Here is a 21,554-nt window from a genome sequence, read left to right as displayed (position 1 = left end):
CCCGGACCCGATTCCGTGCGCTCCGCGCCCGGTGCGCTCAAACGCCGCGCGGGCTGGAATTGCCGCCGCGCGGCAATTCCAGCCCGGCGGCCCTATCCAGCGCCGCCGGCACCATCCAGCACCACCGGCACCATCCAGCGCCGCCGGCACCATCCAGCGCCGCCGGCACTATCCAGCGCCGCCCGGCGAAAATCCAGCCTCGCCGGCGTTTGAGGCGCGGGGTCCGGGGCGGAGCCCCGATCTTTGAGCCGCGCCGGCGATTGAGGCGAGCGGGGCCGGGGCCGCGGACCCGGTTTCGGGAAGGGGCGGGGAGGGGAACGGCTCCGCGCAGCGGCCAACCGCGCGGGCGGGGGAAACGGGTCGCAGGCCGGGGCGGCGGGCGCCCGGCGCAGCCGGGGCCCCTGGGGCTCCGCCCCGGACCCCGTGCCTCAATCACCGGCGAGGCTGGATTCGCCGACCCTCGGCTTCGACAGCCTGGGCAGAGGCAACACCCCGCCCAGCCAGGCCGCGCGGGGCGAACGCCAGCCCCGGCTGCAATGGCCCGACCCCCGCTTCGGCAACCTCGGCTACGGGACCCGAAGTGCCGCAAGCCGTTGTTCGAACGGCACCACCTCGAAGCCGTCCGCCGGATCCACCGATGTGATCGCCCCCGTCAGCGATCGGGGGGCGATCGCGGCGGCGGTGTCGACGGACGGGGCGGCGCCGCGCGTGGTGGCGGGCGCCATGAAGCGCGCCAACTCCGCCCCGGCACGCTCGATCCGCTGCGCCAGCCCCTCCTCGCCCCAGTCCTCCGAGGCCGCGTACACGGCGGTCGGCAGGACGAGGGCGCGCAGGTAGGTGAACAGCGGCCGCAGAGCGTGTTCGGTGACCAGGGAGTGCCGGGCCGTGCCGCCGGTCGCGCCGAGGAGCACCGGTTTGCCGGTGAGCGAGTCCTTGTCGATGACGTCGAAGAACGACTTGAACAGGCCGCTGTACGACCCCGCGAACACCGGCGTCACGGCGATCAGGCCGTCCGCGGCCGCCACCGCGTCGAGCGCGGCGGCCAGTCGGGCGGGCGGGAATCCGGTCACGAAGTGCTGGGCGATCTCCGTCGCCAGGTCCCTGAGCTCGATCACCTCGGGCTCGATCACCTCGGGCTCGGCGTCCACGTGGCCCAGCGTCGCGGCCGCGAGCCGGTCGGCGAGCAGGCGGGTCGAGGAGGGGGAGCTCAGGCCCGCCGATACGACGATGAGCTTCATGCCTGCGTCTTCTCCTTCAGGGTCTCCCGGTTCAGGGTCTCCCGGTTCGCCGCCACGCGGGCGGAATGCGTCGGCGCGTCCGGCACGCCGGCCGGGCGCAGGTTCGCGAACTCCTTGCGCAGGACGGGTACGACCTCTTCGCCGAGCAGGTCGAGCTGCTCCAGGACGGTCTTCAGCGGCAGGCCCGCGTGGTCCATGAGGAACAGCTGGCGCTGGTAGTCGCCGGCGTAGTCCCGGAAGGACAGGGTGCGCTCGATGACCTGCTGCGGCGAGCCGACGGTCAGCGGCGTCTGGGAGGTGAACTCCTCCAGGGACGGGCCGTGGCCGTACACCGGCGCGTTGTCGAAGTACGGACGGAACTCGCGCACCGCGTCCTGCGAGTTCTTGCGCATGAACACCTGGCCGCCGAGCCCGACGATGGCCTGCTCGGGGGTGCCGTGGCCGTAGTGGGCGTAGCGTTGCCGGTACAGGTTCACCATCTGCTTGGTGTGGGAGGCCGGCCAGAAGATGTTGTTGTGGAAGAAGCCGTCGCCGTAGTACGCGGCCTGCTCGGCGATCTCCGGCGAGCGGATGGAGCCGTGCCACACGAAGGGCGCGACGCCGTCCAGCGGGCGCGGGGTCGAGGTGAAGGACTGCAGCGGGGTGCGGAACTTGCCCTTCCAGGTGACGACGTCCTCGTCCCACAGGCGGCGCAGCAGGGCGTAGTTCTCGATGGCGAGGTCGATGCCGTCGCGGATGTCCTTGCCGAACCAGGGGTAGACCGGGCCGGTGTTTCCGCGGCCCATCATCAGGTCCACGCGGCCGTCCGCGACGTGCTGGAGCATCGCGAAGTCCTCGGCGATCTTCACCGGGTCGTTCGTGGTGATCAGCGTCGTCGACGTGGACAGGATCAGGTTCTCGGTGCGCGCGGCGATGTAGCCGAGCATCGTCGTCGGCGAGGAGGGGACGAAGGGCGGGTTGTGGTGCTCGCCGGTCGCGAAGACGTCGAGGCCGACCTCCTCGGCCTTCTGCGCGATGGCGAGCATCGCCTTGATGCGCTCGTTCTCGCTGGTCGCGCGTCCGGTCGTCGGATCGGGTGTGACGTCACCGACGGTGAAGATCCCGAACTGCATGGCTCCCCTTCCGAGGTTGTTTAGAATTCAACTATACCCGGGAACGGGGGCTGCGCCCGGGGTATTCCCGCTGCAGGGCGAGAGAGCCGCCGGGGCCGACGCCCCGGGCCCCGGCCCCGGCGTCACCCGCCGACCGGTCATGCCCGGGGCAGCGATCCCGGCCGCTCTCCCCCCTTCAAGACAGTGACCTATCAGCCGCTGGCCAGCAGAAACACACCCGCGCCTGCTGTCTGTCACCTCCAGGGACGGAACCAGGCCATCGCGGTGCCGGCGCGGCGGCCCCGGCCGCACGCCTGCGGGCCATGCGGCCATGTCGGCTCTGCGGACCGCACGGCGGCGGCCCGTCCGTCACGCCTGCGGGAGGGCGCGGTCAGGCGGGCTGCCACAGTTCGACCCGATTGCCCTCGGGATCGGTGACCCAGCCGAAGCGCCCGACGCCGTCCATCTCCTGCGTCTCCTCGGCGACGTCCGCTCCCCTGGCGCGCAGTTGCGCGAGCATGGCGTCCAGATCACGGACCCGGAAGTTGAGCATGGCCTGCTGGGCGCGGGAGCCGAAGTAGTCGGTCTCGGACTCGAACGTCGCGAACACCGTCGGCCCGGGTTCCTGCTGCCACAGGCCGTGCTCGTCGGCGTCCAGGCCCAGGCAGTCGCGGTACCAGGCGCTCATGGCCGCCGGGTCGGAGGCCCGCAGGAAGTACCCGCCGATGCCAAGCACACGTTCCATGGCGCCATCCTGCCAGGACGGCGACCGGGACGACGGGTCGGCGCCGACACGCGCGCCCGGATGCGGTGGATCGGCGGCCGGGACGACGAGGATCGCACCGCGGCCACCGCTGCCCTTCCCACCCGTCGGAGTCACCATGACCCCACCCCCGGACCCACTTCCCCGAAGCCCTTCCGGGGCGTCGATCCTCCCGGTGCTGCTGACCGTCGCGGTCCTGATCGTGGCGGCGGTGGGTGTGGGGTCCTGGCTGCAGTTCAGCGAGCGGCAGGCGAGCGACACGGTCCACACGGTCGGATCCTCGGCCGCCGACCGGGTGGACGTGGAGGCCACCGTCCAAAGCGTCGACGCCGCCGCCAGAGAGCTGGTGCTCCGGGTCCGGGTCACCCCGCACGGCGCCCTCGGCGAGGACGGGGAGACCGCCCCGGTGGCCGACCTCGGCCTCCAGACCTCCGCCGCGACCCTCGGCGACCTGGCGTTCAAGGCGCACGAGCGGCTCGCGACCAGGGACGTCCAGGTCGCCCTCACCGGAGGGTCGATCAGCGACTACCCGTTCGACACCTAGGAGACCGGCATCGGGTTCCGGGCGCTGCTGGCCGGCCGGCAGGTACCGGTGCGGCTGTTGTTCTCCAACAACGACACCCTCTTCTCGGTCTCCGCGACGTCCACGCCCTCCGGGCGGGAAGCCGTCCTGGCGCTGACGCTGGCACGATCGGGCAGCCTGCTCGTCTTCGCGGTGTTCATGATGATCGTGATGTGGGCACTGGCGGCGTCCGTGCTCCTCGGGGCCTGGTACCTGACGACCCGCGGCAAGGGCTTGGTCTGGCCCGCAATGGCCTGGATGGCCGCCACCCTGTTCGCCCTCGCGGCGTTCCGCAACACCGCCCCCGGCACGCCCCCGATCGGCTGTGTGACGGACTGGTTCGCCTTCCTGTGGGCCGAGACGATCACCGCCCTCTGCCTGATCGCCGTGGTCATCGCCGGCGTCCGCACCGCCCTCCGCTCCGACGAGACCCACCCCGCCCAGCACTCCGGTCAGGAGTCGTTGCCTGACCACCTGGTCGGCCCAGGCGGAGGCGGGCCGGGTACCGCGAACGGCCCAGCGTCGGGACGTCGGACAGGCCGCGGGCCGGACGGGACGCCTAACGTCGCTGCCAAGCACATCGTTCGCGACGCCGGGGAGACGCCATGTCCCGTAGAGGCCGCTGGACGGCCCGAGTCTGCGTCGGTACGGCCGTTGCCGGCTTGCTCGCCGCCGGATGCACCCCCGCCCCGGCGCCGCAGGGGCCGGCCTCCGGAGGCAGTTCCGGGTCCGGGATCGCAGTGGGTGCCTACCTCCACTACGGCTCGCCCGGGGTCGACAGGATGCGGGAGCTCTCGCGCTGGCTCGGCGGCACCGAGCTGCGCGCCGGGCACACGTACCTCCCCGGCGACACCTGGGAGAACATCGAAGGGGCGCCCGACTCGCTGCTCAGCTGGGCAGGGTGGCGCAAGGAGAGGTCGGACCGGCTGTTCGTCCTGAACGTGCCCATGCTGGAGGGCAACGAGGCCGGCGTCCCCGACGACCGGGTCGCCGAGCTGCTCCGGGCCGGTGCGCACGGCGAGTACGACGACCACTTCCGCCGGCTGGCCGAGCGCCTGGTCGGCCTCGGCATCCCGGACACCGTGATCGTGCTCGGCTGGGAGATGAACGGCTTCGACTACACGCACCGCTGCCGGCCCGACCCCGAGAGCTGGAAGCAGTACTGGCGGCGCATCGTGGAGGCCATGCGCTCCGTGGAGGGCGAGCGGTTCCGGTTCGACTTCGCCCCCAACCGCGGTGTCGACGCGATCGCCTGGACCACGTGCTACCCCGGGGACGACGTGGTCGACATCGTCGGCATGGACTCCTACGACCAGCCGCCCGGGAACAGCTTCGACGAGCAGGTCACCCAGCCCTACGGGCTGCAGCAGCAGGTCGACTTCGCGAAGGCGCACGGCAAGCAGATCTCGTACCCGGAGTGGGGGCTCTTCCGGAACGGCGACAATGCCGAGTACATGCGGGACATGCTGGCGTGGATCGCCGAGCACGAGCCGCTCTACCACAGCATCACCGACTACTGCCCGCACGGCGTGTGGCAGTGCGGGCAGAACCCGCGTTCCGCGCAGGTGTTCCGGGAGTTCCTGTCGGCCTCGGCCGGCGGGGGCAGCCGGCGGACGGGTTCCCGCCCCGCCCGGTGAAGTGAGAGCGAGCGACGTGGCGCGGCCGGGATCCCGTCAGCCCCGACTCACCCGGTGTGCAGGATCCGGAAGCGGTCGGGATCCGCCGGGTCCCGGTCGACGACCTGGACCGGCGCCCAAGCCCACTGCCACACGCTGATGCCCGGCGTACGGGAGAACCGGATCCGCCCGCGGGTGCCTTCGACCGCCACGTGCGCCCAGGCTCCGGCCGTGCGCGGCCGGTCCGCGCCGCCCTCGGAGCGCAGCACCTCGGCGAGGACGGCGATCGTGTCGTAGCCCTCGAAGGCGACGAAGGAGGGCGCTTCGGCCAGCCGCGCGCGCAGGGCCGCCCCGACGCGCGCACCGAGGGGGCCGATGCGCTCGGGGAGGTAGCGCAGGAACGGGATCGCAGCACCTTCGCGGCCCAGCAGCGCCGCCCATTCGGCGAACTCCGGCTGCCCGGCCGGAGCACCCATCATGATCCCGGCGAGGCGCCGGTCGCGGCGGACGGACCGGACGATCGAGACCGCCGGCTCCGGGTGGCCGGTCAGGATGAGCAGGGCCGTCGCATGCCGGCCGGCGAGTTCCTCGCACAGGTCCGCGGGGGCCGGCGCGCGCAGGTCGAGCTCGGTGACGGTGCCGCCGCGCGGAGCGAGGTGGCCTTGCAGGATGCGGGTCCCGGATGCCCAGTAGACGCTCGGCTCGGCCGCCACGGCGATGTGGCGGTGGCCCGCGGCGAGCAGGAAGTCCGCGTAGACCCGCCAGCCGTGGGACTGGGCCGGGGCGAGGCGCGCGACCCGGTCCGTCGGCTGTTCGGTGAGCGCGTCGAGGACCGCGGACGAGCAGAGGAACGGCAGGCCGAGGGCGTCGGCCCTGGCGGCAGCGGCGCGGGCGACGACGCTGTGGTACTCCCCCGCCAAGGCGGCCACGCCCAGGCCGGCCAGTTCGTCGACGGCCGCCTCGGCCTTGCGGGGATCGGCCGCGGTGTCCCGGACCAGCAGCTCGAGCGGCCTTCCGGCGATCCCGCCGGCCTCGTTGGCGTCGCGAACGGCCAGCTCCAGTCCGGCGAGCAGGTGCCGGCCCGCCTCGGCCCAGCCGGGCCGCGTCAGCGGAACGAGAGCGCCGATCCGGACGGAGCGGCCGAGGGACGGTCCGAGGGACGGTCCGAGGGACGTTCCGAGGGACGTTCCGGCGGTCCGCTCGGGCCGGGTCGGCGAGGGAGGCGTGATCATGCCGGACATTGCATCCACCGCCGTCGGCCACCGGCAACCGGTTAACGCGCGGGGAAGCCGTCCACGGCCCCGGACCCGCCCGGGGATGGCAGTCCCGTGCCGGTGTCCCGTTCGTTCCGTACGCTGGCGGCATGCGCATGCGCCCCACTCTGAGCTGGACTCCCACCGAGGACCTGCCCCCGGGCACCACGGATCCGGGGCCGGTCGCCGATGCGCTGAGCACCGGCGGTGTGCTGGTGCTCAGCGGCGCGGGGATCTCCACGGAGTCGGGCATCCCCGACTACCGCAGTGAGGGCGGGAGCCTGAGCCGGCACACTCCGATGACCTACCAGGACTTCACCGGCGGCGCTCAGGCCCGGCGCAGGTACTGGGCGCGCAGTCACCTCGGCTGGCGTACGTTCGGCCGAGCCCGGCCCAACGCCGGTCACCGGGCCGTGGCCGCGTTCGGACGGCACGGGCTGCTCAGGGGTGTGATCACCCAGAACGTCGACGGCCTGCACCAGGCCGCGGGCAGCGAGGGCGTGGTGGAACTGCACGGCAGCCTGGCCCGGGTCGTCTGCCTTTCCTGCGGCGCCTCCAGCTCGCGCCACGAACTGGCCCGGCGGCTGGAGGAGGCGAACGCGGGGTTCGAGCCGGTGGCCGCCGCCATGAACCCGGACGGCGACGCCGACCTCACCGACGAGCAGGTCGGGGACTTCCGCGTCGTGCCGTGCACGGCCTGCGGCGGCATCCTCAAACCGGACGTCGTGTTCTTCGGCGAAACCGTTCCGCCGCGGCGGGTCGAGCAGTGCCGCGAACTGGTGAGTCAAGCGGCCTCCCTGATCGTCCTGGGCTCCTCGCTGACGGTGATGTCCGGACTGCGCTTCGTCCGCCAGGCAGCCGAGGCCGGAAAGCCGGTGCTGATCGTCAACCGGGACCCCACCCGCGGCGACCGGCACGCCCTCACCCGGATCGCGCTCCCGCTGGGTACGGCGCTCACGGCCGTCGCCGACCGACTGGACATCCCGGTGGACGCGACGTAGGTGCTCGGCCGCGTACGCGAGGGCGGACCGGGCGGTCCTACTGGGTGGAACCGTGAGGTTCCGCCTGAATGGACCGCCCGGTCCGCGCCTTCACACCAAGCGCCGCAGGGGATTCACCGCTGGCAGCGTCCGAAGTCCACCACGTACGTGCCGGTGTTGGACGACGAGGCGCCGGCCGGGTCCGCCGCGCCGGGCAGGGCCGCCGCGCCGATGTCGCGCAGGGACGGCTTGAGGATGATGGCGCGGTGGCCGGGGCTGTTCATCCACCAGTTGACGGCTGCCTGCGGGGTTCCCGATCCGCCCCAGCCGGTGTAGGTGATCTCGCTGAACTCCCACGACACGGGGCTGGGACAGTATCCGGCCGCCTGGATGCGGCTCTGCGGTGTCGAGCCGGTCTGGGGGTTGCGGTGGGAGTCCTTGCCCGGTCCCCACCACTTCAGCTGCACGGCTGCGGCGGCATGCCCCTGGGCCGCGTTCGTCAGGGGCTGGTTGACGGTGAGGGCGGGCAGCCCGCGCTGCGTGCGCTGCGCGTTGATCAGGCAGATCACGGCAGCCCTGGCCTGGGCCTCCGTTCCGGCGGTCGGCGCCCGGTTGACCGCGCCCGGGTCACAGGCCGTGGCCGGTGCCGGTGCCGGTGCCCCACCCGGGGCGATGGCCCGCTGTCCGTTGACGTTGCCTGCGGCGGCGTACCGGCACACCAGGATCCATCCCGTACTGCCCGCCACGGGGACGCCGTTTTTCACGCCACAGCCGACCGCGGTGGTCGCCGATGCGGGAGACATCCATATCATCTGGGAGTAATGGCCCCACGCACGGTAATTGGTGCCCGCGGATGCACTGCTGTTGATCGGGGCGTTGTTGTCGGCGTCGAATTTGGGCTTCTCCGCTATCCAGCTGAAGCTCACCGAGGGGTCCAGCGCCATCAGCGGCCGTGCCGGTCCGGGGAAGGCGTTGAAAAGGTTCTCACCCTCGTTGCCGTTGGTGGCCCGGCTGCTGTGGTGCAGTCCCCCGCCCTGGCTGGATGCAGGGTCGTCGGCCCAGGCCTGCGCATCACAGGCGAGCTTGGGATTCCACGTGACAGAGACCACCGAGGAGCCGGGGCTGTACTTCTGGACGGCCGCTTTGCGCGCGTCGTTGTGGATGCGGACGATCTCGGCAGCGTCGGCGGCGGATATCTGCGAGCCCGTTCCGGGCGGTGCGTTGGACGAGGGGCAGGTGGGAGATTTCTCCTCGGAAGCAGGGGCCGGAGCGGCGCGCAGATGGGGGGAGGCAGCCGACATCGGGCCCATCATGACAAGGCCGCACACGAGCGCAGCCGCCGTTGCGAAAGACTTTGGCTTCATGGCACACCCCGAATACGGGTACAGGTACGGGTACGAGTACAGGTTTCAATGCAGGCGAAAATGCCGGGGTGCCGTACTCCGCACGCCCGGATCGACCGCCTGTGGATGAGGTCGGCGTGGAGGTCTCCGCACGCCGGACGATGAGATCATCGTCGCCCATTCGGCGGACATCCACCCGCCCGGCGAGCGGCCGACTGCTCCACTCAGGTGAATTCGCCGGCTGTGGTTGCGATCAGCGTTCTCGCCTCGACACCCACCACCACAAGCGTCGGAGCCAGGGGCGGGGGCAGGGAGGGCTCCTCCCCGCGGGCCACCGCCTCCAGTGCGGCCGAGGCCTGCCCGGCGGTGGCCCGCCGGTCCGGTTCCCTGGTCAGCAGGGCCACCGGTACGGGCGCCGGCGGCCCGCTGCACCGGCAGGCGGCCCTCCCGCGCCACGGCCGCGGCACGCGCCCACCCCCACCGCTCCCGGTCGACCGGGCCGTCCACATCCGGGTCGCTCAGGGCCCCTTGCTCAGGCTCGCCGCCCGGCGCGCGCGAGTCTGAAGGCGGCCCACAGGGCGACGGCTGCCAGGGCCAGGGCCACGGACGTTTCGATGAGCTGGGTCGGCCAGTGGTGCGAGGCGGGGTGGAACTCCACGTACCGGGCCGTGACGTCCATGTCCGCGGGGCAGACGCCCATGTTCTTGGTCCGCGCGAAGCAGGCGTCGTCGGGAAGGCGCTCACCCGAGCCCGTGATCAGTCCCCTGTCCGTGACCAGCGCGGACCCGGGCGCCCCGAAGGGGCTGCCGGGGAACGGGAGGATGTCGGTCTGCGTGGGGAGGAGGGACCACCGCAGGAAGCCGAAGCCCAGCACGACCACGCCGGTCAGCAGGCCCGTGACGGCCATCGCGGCGAGGGTGCGCCGCACCAGCTGCCCGACGAGGACACCGAGGGCCACCCCGAGCAGGCAGTACGCGACGAGTACGGGGCCGGTGGCTTCGTACGTTCCGCGGTCGGCCCAGTGGAGCTGGTAGGTGTTGGGCACGCGGGACCAGCCGAAGCGGTAGATCCCGACGAGCACGGCCGAGGCGAGTGCGGCGGCCGTCGCCGCCACGAGGACCTTGGCGCCGAGCCATGCCCTCGGGCCGGCGGACTGGGTGAGGGTCAGGCGCCAGGTGCCGCTCTCCAGTTCGCGGGCCGTCAGCGGGCCGGCCACGAAGGCGCCCACCAGCATCGGCAGGAACAGCAGGCCGGTGCCGGCGTACTGCATGCCGAGCTGCAGCAGCCGCCAGCCTTCGTTGTGCCGGCCGGAGGCCGGGCCCGCCCAGGAGCGCAGGGCGACCACGGCGGCGAGGGCGGCGGCGGCCAGGGCGGCCAGGGCCCACAGCGTGCGCCGGTTCAGGCGGACCACGGCCCGGGAGGAGCCCTTGAGCGTCAACAGGTTCGTGCTCATGCCTGCACCCCCGCGGTGGCCCGGGAGCCCTCGACGGTGAGGGGTGGGGCGTCGGGGGAACGCAGGTGGGCGAGGACCAGCTCCTCGAGGGAGGTGTGCTCCGTCTGCCAGGTCAGGGTGTCGACGGCGCCCTGCGGGCGGACGAGTGCCGTCACCGTCCGGCCCGTCGTCCGTGATTCGACGACGGTGTGCCGGGCGAGGTCGGCGGCGGCCGTGACGGGGCCGGTGAGCAGCCGGTGGGCGTCGTGGACCTCGTCCAGGGGGCCGGCGAGCCGGATGCGGCCGCGGTCGACGAGGAGGAGGTGGTCGCAGGCCTCGCGCAGCTCGCCGAGGATGTGCGAGGACATGACCACCGACGTGCCGTTCTCGGCGGCGTCGGCCATCAGGACGCCCATGAGCTGGTGCCTGGCGAGCGGGTCGAGGTCCGCCATCGGCTCGTCCAGGAGGAGCAGGCTCGGGCGCTTGCCGAGGGCCAGGGCGAGGGCGACACGGGTGCGCTGGCCGCCGGAGAGCGAGCGGACCTTCGCGTCCGGGTCGAGTGCCCCGGCCTCCACGATCCGCCCCGCGGTCCGGGCGTCCCAGCGGCCGGGGTTGAGGTCGCGGCCCATCCGGAGGGTCTCGCCGATGGTGAGCCGCGGGTAGAGGGGCTTGTCCTGGGCCACGTACGCCAGCGTCTCGCGCGGTGCCGTCCGCAGGGTGCCCACCGTGGGGCGTATGAGCCCGGCCGCGAGGAGCAGCAGGGTTGATTTCCCCGCGCCGTTGGGGCCGACCAGGGCGCAGACCCGGCCCTGCGGCAGGCTCAACGTGCAGTCGCGCAGCGCCCAGACCCCCCGGCGTCCATAGCGCAGGCCCATGCCCGCCGCCTCGATCACCGTATCCGTGTCCGTCATGCCTCGCCGTCCCCCTTGAACTGCTGTTCCAGTACGGAAGTGAAGAGTGCGGCCACGTCGTCCCGGTCCATCCCGGCCTCCCTCGCCCGGCGCGCCCAGTCGGCGAGTTCCCCGCGCAGCGGGGACTCGGCCGGGGCGTTGCCCAGGGCCTTCCGGATGAAGGTGCCCAGACCCCGCTTCGCCTCGACGAGGCCTTCGCGTTCCAGCTCGCGGTAGGCCTTCAGGACGGTGTTGGGGTTGATGGCCGTGGCTTCCACGACTTCGCGGGCGGCGGGCAGTTTGTCGCCGGGTTGCAGCAGCCCCAGGCGCAGGGCCTGTTTGGTCTGCTGCACGATCTGCAGGTACGTGGCGACGCCGCTGTGCCGGTCGATGCGGTATTCCAGCACGACAACCTCACCCTTTCACTATTTGAGTAGTGAAAGGGTGAGGTTGGAGGTGGGGTCATGTCAAGTCAGCAGCTCATGGCCCAGGTGTGGGAGTCACCGTCGTCGTTGGCCGCGCTGTTGGCGTTGACCTCCTGGCCGGGGGTGAGGCAGATGGTCATGTGGCCGCCCTGGTGGGCGCTCGAGTAGACCTTCACGTGGTCCTTGATGCCGGGGCCGGAGATGCCGTGGTTGGCCCAGGAGGAGTCCTCGTCGGCGATCCAGCTCTCCCACCAGCCGTCGTCTCCGGACCAGTTCGCGCGCTGGCCCTTGAAGTCCGCGTGCTCCCAGGCACAGAACTCGCCGCTCGGGCAGTCCGCCGCACCGGCGGGGCCGGCCGCGGCGAGGCCGCCGGTGAGGACGAGGAACGCCGCCGCAGCGGTGGCGGTGAGCAGCCTGAATTTCGTCATGAGGGGTCGTGGCCTTTCGGGTGGGGGGTGGGGCGGCCGGCCAGCAGGGCGGCCGCGCGGTGCAGTGCGCGGTCGCGCAGCTGGTCGTAGGCGGTGATCTCGGCGCGGTGCGCGGCCCGGACCTCGGCGAGCCGGGCGGGCTCCAGACGGGTGCGCAACTCCTCCAGGCCACTGGCCCGGATGCAGGGGGTGTCGTGGTCCTCGCAGGCTGCCCGGCGGGCGAGGGCGGCCCGGTAGGCGGGGTCCTCGCCGAGCCGGGCCTGGGCCTCGGGGCGCAGGTTGTTCACGGTGACCTCGGCGCGGAACCAGCGGGCCTGGTCGCCGTAGAGGAAGCGGTGGGCCTCGGCCAGGCAGCCGTCGGTGTGCGCGCGGACGGTGTAGCCGGTGGCGAGGGTGACCGACAGCTCTGCCGGAGCGGCGCCGAACATCGCGGCCTGCTGTTCCTGGGGGGCGAGCGATGCGGCGCGGGCCGTCATGCACCGGTCCGCGTACAGCTGCTGAGCGGCCTTGATCAGATCGCTGCGGCCCTGCTCCGTCCGGGGAAGCGGAGGCCCGGACTGCGTCGCGCAGCCCCCGAGGCAAAGGCACAACGCAGCCAGCACGACACCTGTCGCCCTGCGCCCGGACGCCCGCAGCCGGGCAGTACTGATCCCCACACCGCATCAAACGATCAAGAACCCCGAAAGGCACGCCCCCGACCTGCAACTCCGGGGCCCCGCACGGCATTCCGCAACGGCACGGCGGCGTCAGTCGATCAGGACGCCCGGGTTGAGGACGTGATGGGGGTCCAGGGCGTTCTTGGCGGCGCGCAGGGCCAGCGCGAAGGGCTCCGGGCGCTGGCGGTCGTAGCCGGGACGGTGGTCGCGGCCGACGGCGTGGTGGTGGGTGACGGTTGCCCGGTGGCGGTGCAGGACGTCGCTCGCGGCGGCCTTGATGTCGTCCCAGACCTCCACCTCGTCGCCGGGCCTGCCGGCCACCGCCACGGTGAAGTAGGGGGCGGCGCCGTCGGGGTAGACGTGGGTCAGGCGGCAGTTGACCGTGGCCGGGTGTCCGGTGGCCTTCAGGGCTGCGGCGCCGACCTCGGTGCGTACGGCGTCGATCAGCCCGGGGATCCTGTCCCAGGTGGCGGCCGTCTCGAAGGTCTCGACGACGGCGCCCATGCGGGCGAGGCCGTCGCGCAGGTAGGGCATGCGCAGGAACGCCGAGCGCCAGGCGCTCACGGCCTCGTCGGCCACGGCGGCCCCGGCGGCCGGGGCGTCGCGGTCCGCCGCCGGCGTCCCGCCGCTCCCGCCGCGGGCGCGGGCCAGGTCCAGGGCGCCCGCGAGCCGGTCCTCGACGGGGGCGGTGGCGGATTCGAAGCCCAGGACCAGGACGGCGGAGCCGTCGTGCGAGGCGCCGGACAGCAGTGCCTCGCCGGGATCGAGCAGGCGGCAGTTGGCCGGGGCGAGGTCGGATTGGGCGATGGCCCGCACCGCCTCCAGGGCCTGGTGGAAGTCGGCGAAGGCGACGGAGGTCGACGCCTTGAAGCGGGGACGTTCCTGCAGGCGCATCCACGCCTCGGTGATGACCCCGAGCGCTCCCTCGGAGCCGAGGAAGAGGCGGTCGGGTGAGGGTCCGGCGCCGGATGCGGGCAGGCGCCAGGACGTGCTGACGCCGGCCGGCGTGACCACGTTCAGCGACTGCACGAAGTCGTCGATGCGGGTGCGGACGGTGGCGTAGTGGCCGCCGGCCCGGGTGGCCAGCCAGCCGCCGAGCGTGGAGAACTCGAAGCTCTGCGGGAAGTGGCGCAGGGTGAGGCCGTGGGGGCGCAACTGCTCCTCCAGGACGGGGCCGAGCGCGCCGGCCTGGATGCGGGCCGAGCGGCCGGCGGTGTCGATCTCCAGGACCCGGTCCATCGAGGTCAGGTCGAGCGACAGCACGGCGCGGTGGGCGTCGCCCCGGTACTCCACGCCGCCGACCACGGAGGAGCCGCCGCCGAAGGGGATGACGGCCACGCCGTGCCCGCCGGCCCAGTCCAGCAGGTCGGACACGTCCTGGTCGCAGGTCGGGCGGGCGACCAGGTCGGGGATCCGGCCGGGACGGCCGCGCAGGGCCCGGATGACGTCGCGGTAGGCCTTGCCCATGGCGTGGGCGGCGCGCGCTTCGGGATCGGCGGTGACCAGGTGCGCCAGTGCGGGCGGGGGTGCGGTCCCGGGGCGGGGCACGGCCAGGTCCGCGACCCGGGGAATCGGCAGCGGGCGGGCCAGGGTGCCCGGCAACAGGGCGCCCAGGGCGGCGCATTCGGCGTCGTCGGGGTGGGCGTCGGCGTAGCCCCAGCCCCACCAGGAGCGGGTACGTGAGGCACGGGAGGCGTGAGGGGTGCGGGAGGTGCGGGAGGAGCGGGGGTCGGACGGGGTGGCAGACATGCGTGTGCTCCCAGCGGGTCCAGGCAATTTACCCAACGGAAAATTACCCTAGGGTTATGTTGGGTTCATGACAATGCCCCCCTCCAAGGCCGGTACCAAGGGCGTGCCCAGGGCCGCGCGCGAACGACAGGTCCTGGCCGCGGCCACCGAGGAGTTCGGCCGCCACGGCTACGAGGCCACCACCGTGGCCGCCGTCGCCGCCCGCGTGGGCGTGACGAAGCCGCTGCTCCACCACTACTTCGGCAGCAAGCAGGACCTCTACCTCGCCTGCCTGGACCCCGTGGGCGACCGGCTGCTCGGCGGCATCCGCGCCGCCATGGCCGAGCACGCCTCCGGCGCGCCGCCCACCTCCCTGCGCGTGCTGCACGCGCTGTTCACCGCCCTTGACGGGCAGCGCGAGGCCTGGTTCGTCCTGTACGACGCCACGCTGCCGCCGGACAGCGACGCCGCCCGGCGGGCCGCGTACTACCGCGGGGCCATCGACGAGCTCGCGGCGTCCGGCACCGCCGAGCTCCTGGCCGCGGCCGGATCCGGCGACCCGCTCGACGCCGACGCCCTCGCCCACGCCTGGCGCGGCCTGTGTACCGCCCTGGTCCGCTGGTGGGTCAACCATCCCGACCAGTCGCCCGACGCCATGGCGCAACGCTGCGCACGGCTCTTCACGGCCGGCCGCACCCTCCTCGCCGGCGGCTGACGGGCAGCGTACGTCCGGGGAACCCGCGCGGCGGCCGTACCGCCCCTGGCGCGGGTCCCCCGGACGGCGGGCCTCAGATGCCCGGGATCTGGCGCGCCGCGAAGGCCGCGCGAACCTTCTGCGCGGCGGTCGCACCGTACATCCGCTCGGCCGTCGCGATCGTCGTCCGGGCGGCATCCGCGAAGCTCGTGTCGGGGGCGAAGCCGAACTGCGCGTTCACGATGATCCGGTCGGCCGTACGGGCCCCGAGCGCACCGCGGACGTCGAAGAGGGCGCGGGACCAGATCTCCCCGTCCGCGTGCACCTCGCCGACGCGGTCGGCGTAGACCTTGGTGCCGTCGATCCGGCGCAGGCAGTGCGGTGCGGAGCTGTAGCCGGTGGAGTCCCAGTCCGCCACGCAGCCCACGTCGGTCTTGCGGGGCCATCCGTACCGGCCGTCGGCGTACTCCCCGACCGCGACGGCGAGGTAGTCGCCGAAGGCCTCGCCGATCGCGCCGGCCTCGGGCGATGCGCCGAACCCGGGGACCTGGGCCTCGTGCACGGCGTGGCCGTACTCGTGGACGATCACCTCCGCGTCCTCGGCGTCGTCGACCCCGCCCTTGCCGAAGCGGATCTCGTCCTTCTTGTCGGTGAAGAAGGAATTGTCCGCGCCCCACTGGTTGATGCGCACGGGCTGCACCCGGTCGTTGGCGCCCCGCAGCTCGGTGCCGAACCCCAGGGACTGGAGGTACTCCTGTGCCTCGTTGACCCAGAAGTAGGCCATGACCTGCTCGAACTGGTCGTCGTGGCGGGTGTACCCGGCCGCCTCGCCGACCTTGGCCGACGCTCCGGTGTCCGAGCGGACGGAGGCCCAGCGGCCGTTGAGCCCGCCGCTGCCGTCCAGGTTGCGCAGGGCGGCCAGGGCGTACGCGGAGGCGGGGACGGCGGAGTCGGCGTCCTTGCCGTCGGTGAGTCCCTGGTCTCCCGTGGCCTGCACGGGGTTGACCATGAACACCCGGCCCTGGGGCAGGGCGGCGCCGGCCGTCGCGGCCGAGGACTGTGCCGTGGCCGGACCGGCGAGCGAGAAGAGCGCCACGGTGGCGGTGGCCGCGGCGATCATGCCGCGGGGTGTGCGGCGAGTCATAGACATCCTCCTGAGGTGGTGCAGGCATGGTGCGGGCGCGATCCTCGCCCACGCCCTCCCACTTTGAACAGCCCCTGACAAGAATCGACGGACGGTGTGAGTGCAGGTGAACCCGCATGCGGCTTCTGTCCCGCCCCGCCCCGGCACCGGCGGTCCCCGGTACGGGACTTCATGGCGCGGGGTGCGTAGCGGCGGAGGCGGCTGTGTGCCGGGTTTCTGCGAGGTGGAGGTCCAGGTACCGGGCGAGGGCCAGTGCGTCCTCGCGGCTGTCCGCCCGGAACGTGATGCGGCGGAGCAGGCTCACGTCGTCCAGCACCACGCCTTCCCGGGCGAGGACGAAGACGGCGGCGAGGAAGGCGGAGCGGGCGTTGCCGTCGTCGAAGGGGTGGAAGAAGCACACGTCGAGGTACGCGCGTGCGGCTCGGGCGGTCAGCGGGAGCGATTCGCCGTCGGCCTCGGCGCTCTCGGCGAGGCAGGAGTCGAGGCGGGCCCGGGTGTCCGGGGCCATGCCGTAGCGCTCCCGACCGTTCTTGGCGAAGGCGGTACCGACCCGGAAGGCGGGCGGTTGCGGGCTGCCCAGGACGTGCTGCTGCCAGCCCTGGAGCCGTTCGAAGTCCAGCGGGGTGCCCTGCGCCGCCTCGGCCCTGAGCCGTTCGAGTGCGGTCAGCAGGCCCTCGGCGCGGGTGGGGTCGAGGGCGCCGTCGAAGGCGATGACGTCCTCGACCGCCCCGTCGCGGGCCGGCCGCACCGGACCGACACCCGGGCCGCCCGGGACCTCCTGCCAGGCCACCGTCTCGCGTACGGCGAGCCATTGGCCGAGGTGATCGGTGGCCGGTTCGGCGGGCCGCGCCCGGTCGTCCGGACGAAGGGCTTTCGGGAGGCGCTCCGCGATGTCCCCGACCAGTGCGGCGTCGGGGTCGGTCCAGCTGCGGAAGCGCCCGCCGATCGCCTGCTCGACCAGCTCGTGCGCCGTGGCCGGTGCGACACCCCAGCGGCTGAGGAACCAGGTGAGCACCTGCCGGCAATGGCCGTACCAGCCGCTGCCGCAGCCCGTGCGGTCGACGACCTGCAGGATCAGGTTCCGTGTCGCACACTCCCACAGGACCCGTTGGCCTTCGATGTCGGCCACGTCCAGGGGGTACGCCTCGAACCACCCCGCGAGGCTCTCCAACCACGCCCGCCACTCGCAGAGCCCGGCAACGACCCGCTCGAGGGTCTCTTCCGGGGTGGTGATGGAATCCCGCGGGCAGCACCAGCTGCCGACCGGTCCCCCGTCGAAGTCGCCTTCGTCCTGCGCCCAGCGCCAGCCGAGGGCCCAGCGGCCGTACTGCTCCACCAGGGCGTACGACATGGCGTCCGCCCAGAGCTTCCCCTCGCCCCCGGGTATGCGGCGGGCCGGACCGAGTGACCGCACCACCCGGGCCGCCGCCGCGCTGTCGAAGGGATGACGAGCGGGGTCCACGTCGTCCCAGCTCAGGTCATGCGGGGACAGTTCACCTATCACCGCGCCACCCTGTCATGCGCACCCTGCGCCGGGGCAAACGCATTTCGGCGCGGCGGGCCTCCACGGGTCACACCAGTACCCCGGCGAAGAACATCGCGCCCAGACGGGCGTACTGCACCGTGCAGAGCGCCAGCAGTGGCACCTGCACCCAGCGGGGCATGCGCCCGACCAGGACGAGACCGACGAACATCTGCGCATGGTTGCGGTACCAGGACATCTCCGCGCCGGCGAAGAACGGCAGCAGGAAGACCGACACGGTCAGGATGAGGGCGGCCCACTCCTCGACCGGGAGACGGCGGTGGCGCAGGAGTCGCACTGCGGCCGTCGCCGACACCAGCAGCACGAAGACGGCGTTCAGCCAGAACTCGGCCTTGTGCGCGGCAAGGCTGTGCTCCACCAGCCACGGCAGGTCCCCCGGGGGCCGGTACCAGTCGCTGAAGGGGAAGTGGTAGGCCCTCCACATCTCGACGAAGGGCTGGCGTACATCGCCTTGGCCGTAGCTGGACCGCTGGATGGTCTGGTACGCGTCCCAGCGGCCGGTCGCCTGCCACATCAGCCATGTGGCCCACAGCACGCCGCAGACCGTGAGCGCGGCCGACAGCGCGGCCTTCGCGAACCGCACGGGCCACGGGTCCCCGCGCCACGCGAAGAACGCGCTCGACAGCAGCATGACGGCGGCGACAGCGCCGACAGGATGGCAGGCGGCGGCCACGAAACCGCCGGCCGCGGCAAGGGCCCAGGAACCGCGCTCCACTCCGGCCGTGCAGACCAGCAGCGCCAGCGTGCCGGTGGCGACCGGGAACACCGCGTGGAGGTAGATGCCGCCCGGGAACACCGTGCCGATGGCCAGGGTCAGGCCGGTGGCCCAGGTGAGCCGGGCGCCGAGCAGCCACCACAGCACCGCGAACATGCCGAACAGGGAGGCTTCGGCGACCACGACCGCGGACAGCTCATGGGAGAGGCCGGTGGCCGAAGCGGCCCGGATCGCCATGGGGTATCCGGGGAACCATGCGACGTTGCCGCAGACGACGTCGGGGAAGTCCGCGTACCGCTCCCGGCACCGGAACATCTCGTAGCCGGTCCTGGCGATCGACAGGTAGTGCTCGGCGTCCCAGCGGCGGCGGCTCCCCGTGGACCAATAGGCCACTGCGGATCCGTGCGCGACCAGCCAGGTGACCAGGTTCGCGATCAGCCATGCGGTGACCGGCGGCAGCAGGGCACGGCGCCCACGGTGGCGCGCGGCCCGTGCGGGCTCCGCCGGTGCAGAGCCGGGCAGCGCCGAGTCCGGCAGCGCAGAGTCAGGCATCCGGCACCCTGCCCATCGCCCGCTGGTCACCAGCCGTGCTCGCCGACCACCGGTACGGTGCCGTGCTTCACGGTCAGTGTGGCGAACGCCGCGCGGAACTGCACCCTCGATGCGCCCGACCGGCCGGGCTCCGGCCCCGCCGTCAGGGGGAGGGTCCGGCAACGGTTGTGCTCCGCCCCGGCACCCGCGTTGTCAGTGCGGCTTGCTACAACTTGCAGCACATCGACGTCGTACACCCGAGCGACGCCCGTCAAGGGGCGCCGGCGGAGGCGGCGCACAGGACAGGCGCGACGAGCGCGGGCACAGCACCGGGCGCAACGGCGCGACGGACGAGGAACGGCGGGGAACCATGGCTTTCGCGGAGCATCTGACGGAGTGGTACGGACTTCCGGTCTTCGCCTTCCCCGATCCGGACGACGAGGGCGACACGCCGCTGCCCGAGGCGGACGCCGTCGCCTGGAAGCTCACCTGCGACCCCTACGACGCGGAGGAGAGCTGGACCGAGCTCTTCTCGCGCTTCACGGCCGCCGTCGACACCGCGCGTGTCCGCGCGATCGTGGTCGGGGCCTGGGAGGACGCGTACGAGGTCGGGTCCGAGGACGTCATCGCCGCGGTCGTCGGCGCCCGCGCCTCGCTCCCCGCCCTGCGCGCCCTGTTCCTGGGGGACATGGAGTCCGAGGAGTGCGAGATCTCCTGGATCAACCAGGGGGACGTCGGCCCGCTCCTCGACGCCTTCCCGGAGCTGGAGGAGTTCGGGGTCCGCGGCGGCACCGGGCTCGTCGTCCCGGCCTTCACCCACCCGCGGCTGCGCGTCCTGGTCGTCGAGACCGGCGGCCTGCCCGCGCAGGTCGTCCGCAACATCGCCGCCAGCGATCTGCCGGCCCTGGAACGCCTCGACCTCTGGCTCGGGACGGACCAGTACGGCGGCGACAGCACGCTCGCCGACGTCACACCCGTCCTCGACGGCGGCCGCCTGCCGAGCCTGCGCCACCTCGGCCTGCGCAACAGCGACTTCCAGGACGAGATCGCCGCCGCCATGGCCTCCGCGACCGTCGTGGCCCGACTGGAGACGCTCGACCTGTCCATGGGCGTCCTCACCGACGAGGGGGCCGCCGCGCTGCTCGGAGGCCAGTCGCTCACCCACCTCAAGAAGCTCGACCTCAGCCACAACTACCTGGGCGACGCGCTGAAGCAGCGCTTCCGGAACACCCTGGAGGGCTCCGGCGTCGCCCTCGACCTCGACAGCGACGACGCCCGCGAGTACGAGTGGGACGGCCGGGTCCGCCGCTACGTCGCGGTCGGCGAGTAGCGGTCCGACCGTGGCACTGCACACTCCCCCGCGCTGGGCGGTCGTCGGCAATCCGGAGAACCGCCGCGTCGCCCTGTTCACCGCGGCCGTACGCGAGGCCGGACAGCCCGCGCCCCGCGTCGTGCCCTGGGCCCGCGTCCTGCGCGAGGGCGGTGCGGCCTTCGCCGCCGACGAGCTGGTACGCCTGGACTCGCCGGGCGAGAACCCCGAGGTCGACCGCATGCTGCGCGGCGCCCCCGACCCCACCCGGGTCGAGGGCGGCGCCCGCTGGTACGCCCGCTTCACCGCGGCCGTGCGGAGCCTCAGCGGCGGGCTGCGCCTCGACGACCCCGACGAGCTGGCCATCCTGTTCGACAAGCGGCACTGCCACCGCGCCCTCGACCGCGCCGGAGTGCCCGTACCGTCGTCCCCGACGTCAGGCGGGGCCGCGCCGGTGCGCGGGTGGGCCGACGTACGGGAGCTGATGGCGGCTCACGGGATGCCCCGCGCGTTCGTCAAGCCCGCCCACGGCTCCTCGGCGTCCGGCGTCGTCGCCGTCGAGACGGCCGGCGGGGGCCGGATCCGGGCGACCACCTCCGTCGAGCGCGCCGAGGACGGCAGTCTGCACAACTCCCTGCGGGTGCGGCGCATCACGAGCGAGGGGGAGGTCGCCGCCCTCGTGGACGCCCTCGCGCCCGACGGGCTGCACGTCGAACGCTGGTGGCCCAAGGCCTCCCTCGGCGGCCGGGCGGCGGACCTGCGGGTGGTCGTCGTGGCCGGCCGCGCCACCCACGCCGTCGTCCGCACCAGCCGCTCCCCCATGACCAACCTGCACCTCGGCGGCAGCCGCGGCGACCTCGCGGCCGTCGCCGACGCCGCGGGCCCCAAATGGGCCGAAGCACTGGAGACCTGCGAGCGGGCCGCGGCCTGCTTCCCCGGCACCCTGTGCGTCGGTGTCGACCTGCTGCCGGCCGTCGGCTGGCGGCGGTTCGCCGTCGCCGAGGTCAACGCCTTCGGCGACCTGCTGCCGGGCCTCACCGGCCTGCCGGGCAGCGGGGCCGAGGGCCTGGACACGTACGCGGCCCAAGTCGCCGCCGCACCGCACCACATCGCAAGGAACCACCACCGTGCACCTGCCTGAGACCCTCCCGCCGTCCCACGGGGCCCTGCCCGACCGGGAGCTCCCCGACGCGGAGCCCGCCGACACCGGGCT

At 73.1% G+C, this 21,554-nt stretch carries 18 protein-coding genes and 2 pseudogenes; 6 read left to right on the top strand and 14 right to left on the bottom strand.

Features of this window, described 5'->3' with window-relative positions:
• Positions 1-566: 566 nt before the first annotated feature.
• The 3 genes from ABZ924_RS13745 to ABZ924_RS13735 all read right to left on the bottom strand — a co-directional run bounded on the left by ABZ924_RS13745 (position 567) and on the right by ABZ924_RS13735 (position 3,074).
• Entirely contained in the window at positions 567-1,238 is a 672-nt protein-coding gene (locus ABZ924_RS13745) for an FMN reductase (protein ID WP_361907855.1), read from the bottom strand.
• Positions 1,235-2,350, bottom strand: coding sequence for an LLM class flavin-dependent oxidoreductase (locus ABZ924_RS13740; protein WP_361907853.1), 1,116 nt, complete (start codon positions 2,348-2,350; stop codon positions 1,235-1,237). Before ABZ924_RS13740 ends, ABZ924_RS13745 begins: the two co-directional genes overlap by 4 nt.
• Positions 2,351-2,720: 370 nt before the next feature.
• Positions 2,721-3,074, bottom strand: a complete 354-nt coding sequence (locus ABZ924_RS13735; RefSeq protein WP_361907851.1) for a VOC family protein — start codon at positions 3,072-3,074, stop codon at positions 2,721-2,723.
• On the opposite strand from ABZ924_RS13735, the pseudogene ABZ924_RS13730 reads away from it, so the two are divergent.
• Both ABZ924_RS13730 and ABZ924_RS13725 read left to right on the top strand, forming a co-directional pair.
• Positions 3,016-4,002 (top strand): annotated as a pseudogene (locus ABZ924_RS13730) (DUF4436 family protein); the annotation flags it as partial. The gene ABZ924_RS13735 and the pseudogene ABZ924_RS13730 overlap by 59 nt on opposite strands.
• A 257-nt stretch (positions 4,003-4,259) precedes the next feature.
• A pseudogene (locus ABZ924_RS13725) lies at positions 4,260-5,240 on the top strand (glycosyl hydrolase); the annotation flags it as partial.
• Positions 5,241-5,338: 98 nt separating this feature from the next.
• On the opposite strand, the gene ABZ924_RS13720 reads toward ABZ924_RS13725, so the two are convergent.
• Positions 5,339-6,502, bottom strand: coding sequence for an ABC transporter substrate-binding protein (locus ABZ924_RS13720; RefSeq protein WP_361907850.1), 1,164 nt, complete (start codon positions 6,500-6,502; stop codon positions 5,339-5,341).
• Between the two features lie 131 nt (positions 6,503-6,633).
• On the opposite strand from ABZ924_RS13720, the gene ABZ924_RS13715 reads away from it, so the two are divergent.
• The gene (locus tag ABZ924_RS13715) at positions 6,634-7,524 is read left to right on the top strand and encodes an NAD-dependent protein deacetylase (RefSeq protein WP_361907848.1); all 891 of its coding nucleotides are present in this window, start codon (positions 6,634-6,636) and stop codon (positions 7,522-7,524) included.
• A gap of 113 nt (positions 7,525-7,637) precedes the next feature.
• On the opposite strand, the gene ABZ924_RS13710 is transcribed toward ABZ924_RS13715, so the two are convergent.
• The 7 genes from ABZ924_RS13710 to ABZ924_RS13680 form a co-directional block, all read right to left on the bottom strand.
• Positions 7,638-8,804 carry a CAP domain-containing protein gene (locus ABZ924_RS13710; protein ID WP_361907846.1) on the bottom strand — a complete coding sequence of 389 codons (1,167 nt, stop codon included), beginning with the start codon at positions 8,802-8,804 and terminating at the stop codon, positions 7,638-7,640.
• Between the two features lie 574 nt (positions 8,805-9,378).
• Positions 9,379-10,299, bottom strand: coding sequence for an ABC transporter permease (locus ABZ924_RS13705; protein ID WP_361907844.1), 921 nt, complete (start codon positions 10,297-10,299; stop codon positions 9,379-9,381).
• Positions 10,296-11,189, bottom strand: coding sequence for an ABC transporter ATP-binding protein (locus ABZ924_RS13700; protein ID WP_361907843.1), 894 nt, complete (start codon positions 11,187-11,189; stop codon positions 10,296-10,298). The genes ABZ924_RS13705 and ABZ924_RS13700 overlap by 4 nt, the downstream gene beginning before the upstream one ends.
• Positions 11,186-11,575 carry a GntR family transcriptional regulator gene (locus tag ABZ924_RS13695; RefSeq protein ID WP_361907841.1) on the bottom strand — a complete coding sequence of 130 codons (390 nt, stop codon included), beginning with the start codon at positions 11,573-11,575 and terminating at the stop codon, positions 11,186-11,188. Before ABZ924_RS13695 ends, ABZ924_RS13700 begins: the two co-directional genes overlap by 4 nt.
• Before the next feature lie 65 nt (positions 11,576-11,640).
• Positions 11,641-12,021, bottom strand: a complete 381-nt coding sequence (locus ABZ924_RS13690; protein WP_361907840.1) for a peptidase inhibitor family I36 protein — start codon at positions 12,019-12,021, stop codon at positions 11,641-11,643.
• The gene (locus ABZ924_RS13685; RefSeq protein ID WP_361907838.1) at positions 12,018-12,497 is read right to left on the bottom strand and encodes a hypothetical protein; all 480 of its coding nucleotides are present in this window, start codon (positions 12,495-12,497) and stop codon (positions 12,018-12,020) included. The genes ABZ924_RS13690 and ABZ924_RS13685 overlap by 4 nt, the downstream gene beginning before the upstream one ends.
• 270 nt (positions 12,498-12,767) lie before the next feature.
• A complete protein-coding gene (locus ABZ924_RS13680; RefSeq protein ID WP_361907836.1) occupies positions 12,768-14,426 on the bottom strand; it encodes an FAD-binding oxidoreductase in 1,659 nt (552 codons plus the stop codon).
• A 67-nt stretch (positions 14,427-14,493) separates the two neighbouring features.
• Between ABZ924_RS13680 and ABZ924_RS13675 the strand changes: the two genes are divergently transcribed.
• A complete protein-coding gene (locus ABZ924_RS13675; RefSeq protein WP_361907834.1) occupies positions 14,494-15,120 on the top strand; it encodes a TetR/AcrR family transcriptional regulator in 627 nt (208 codons plus the stop codon).
• A gap of 73 nt (positions 15,121-15,193) precedes the next feature.
• On the opposite strand, the gene ABZ924_RS13670 is transcribed toward ABZ924_RS13675, so the two are convergent.
• The 3 genes from ABZ924_RS13670 to ABZ924_RS13660 all read right to left on the bottom strand — a co-directional run bounded on the left by ABZ924_RS13670 (position 15,194) and on the right by ABZ924_RS13660 (position 19,053).
• On the bottom strand, positions 15,194-16,243 hold the full coding sequence (locus tag ABZ924_RS13670; protein WP_361907832.1) for a M4 family metallopeptidase: 1,050 nt from the start codon (positions 16,241-16,243) through the stop codon (positions 15,194-15,196).
• A 169-nt stretch (positions 16,244-16,412) separates the two neighbouring features.
• On the bottom strand, positions 16,413-17,747 hold the full coding sequence (locus ABZ924_RS13665; RefSeq protein ID WP_361907831.1) for a Fic family protein: 1,335 nt from the start codon (positions 17,745-17,747) through the stop codon (positions 16,413-16,415).
• Positions 17,748-17,814: 67 nt separating this feature from the next.
• A complete protein-coding gene (locus ABZ924_RS13660; RefSeq protein WP_361907829.1) occupies positions 17,815-19,053 on the bottom strand; it encodes a hypothetical protein in 1,239 nt (412 codons plus the stop codon).
• A gap of 349 nt (positions 19,054-19,402) precedes the next feature.
• Here ABZ924_RS13660 and ABZ924_RS13655 point away from each other — a divergent pair, with 349 nt between their 5' ends.
• Together ABZ924_RS13655 and ABZ924_RS13650 are read left to right on the top strand one after the other, a co-directional pair.
• Complete coding sequence (locus ABZ924_RS13655) at positions 19,403-20,362, top strand: STM4015 family protein (RefSeq protein ID WP_361907827.1); 960 nt, start codon at positions 19,403-19,405, stop codon at positions 20,360-20,362.
• A gap of 10 nt (positions 20,363-20,372) precedes the next feature.
• Positions 20,373-21,482: an STM4014 family protein gene (locus ABZ924_RS13650; protein WP_361907825.1), complete on the top strand. Its 1,110-nt coding sequence runs from the start codon at positions 20,373-20,375 to the stop codon at positions 21,480-21,482.
• Positions 21,483-21,554: the final 72 nt, after the last annotated feature.

Origin of the sequence: Streptomyces sp. NPDC046876, assembly GCF_040645035.1 — a bacterium.
Lineage (GTDB): Bacteria > Actinomycetota > Actinomycetes > Streptomycetales > Streptomycetaceae > Streptomyces.
Note: the sequence above shows the minus strand (reverse complement) of the source record. Positions and strands in the feature narration are given on the sequence as shown.